General features: G+C 70.0%; 2 protein-coding genes. One reads left to right on the top strand and one right to left on the bottom strand.

Going from position 1 to position 833, the window contains the following annotated elements; translation table 11 throughout:
- The coding region (locus A5624_RS28435; RefSeq protein WP_232002193.1) for a hypothetical protein at window positions 1-249 on the top strand (249 nt) is incomplete at its 5' end.
- A 34-nt stretch (window positions 250-283) separates the two neighbouring features.
- On the opposite strand, the gene A5624_RS03640 is transcribed toward A5624_RS28435, so the two are convergent.
- A partial coding sequence (locus A5624_RS03640) for an AI-2E family transporter (protein WP_156748785.1) occupies window positions 284-833 on the bottom strand: 550 nt, incomplete at its 5' end.

Genomic DNA, 833 nt, shown 5'->3' with positions numbered 1-833 from the left:
CCGTCCGGCGATCAGACGCGGGCCATTCCGGTGCCCGGCAACCGTTCCGAGGACGGTGACGCCGCCGAACCCACCACCGCCCTGCCGAAAATGCGGTCGGAAGGCTCGGGCCCGAATGACCCGAACGCGGCCAGCGAGCAGGTGAACGCGCACGAGCAGAACGAAAACGGCGACCCGGCCCGGCAACGCCGACGCTCCGGCGGCGGACTGTCCGCGCAGGATCTGCTGCGCCGCGAGGGACGGCTGTAGCCGGTCACCCGGCCCAAGCGAAAAGTCTTGGGCCTCAGCCGGATGCGTTCTCGGGCTGGTCCGGTTCGGCCTGCAGGATCGCGCTCTGCTCGTCCGCTTGCTCGGTCTGTTTTTCGGCTTCCGCCTCTGGGTCCGGTGCCAGCAGCACGTGGATCGCGTTGTTGAGGAATGCGACCGTCGGGACCGCCAGCAGGGCGCCGACGATGCCGGCCAGCACGCCGCCGGTGGAGATGGCGAGCACCACCCCGAGCGGGTGAATCGAGACCGCGCGGCCCATCACCAGCGGTTGCAGCAGGTGCGCCTCGATCTGGTTGACGGCGATCAGCAGGCCCAGCGTGATCAGCGCGTAAACGATGCCCTTGGCCAGCAGCGCGACCACGACGGCCACCAGGCCCGAGACCAGGGCACCGACCAGCGGGATGAATGCGCCAAGGAACACGACCGATGCCAGCGGCAGCGCGAGGGGGATGCCCATGATCGCCAGACCGGTGCCGACCCCGGCCGCGTCGGTCAGCGCCACCAGGAAGGTGGCCCGCACGTATCCGATCAGCGATCCGTACCCGGCGTTGCCGGCCTCGTGCACC

The sequence above is a fragment of the Mycobacterium sp. 1482292.6 genome (assembly GCF_001672995.1).
GTDB lineage: Bacteria > Actinomycetota > Actinomycetes > Mycobacteriales > Mycobacteriaceae > Mycobacterium > Mycobacterium europaeum_A.
Note: the sequence above shows the minus strand (reverse complement) of the source record. Positions and strands in the feature narration are given on the sequence as shown.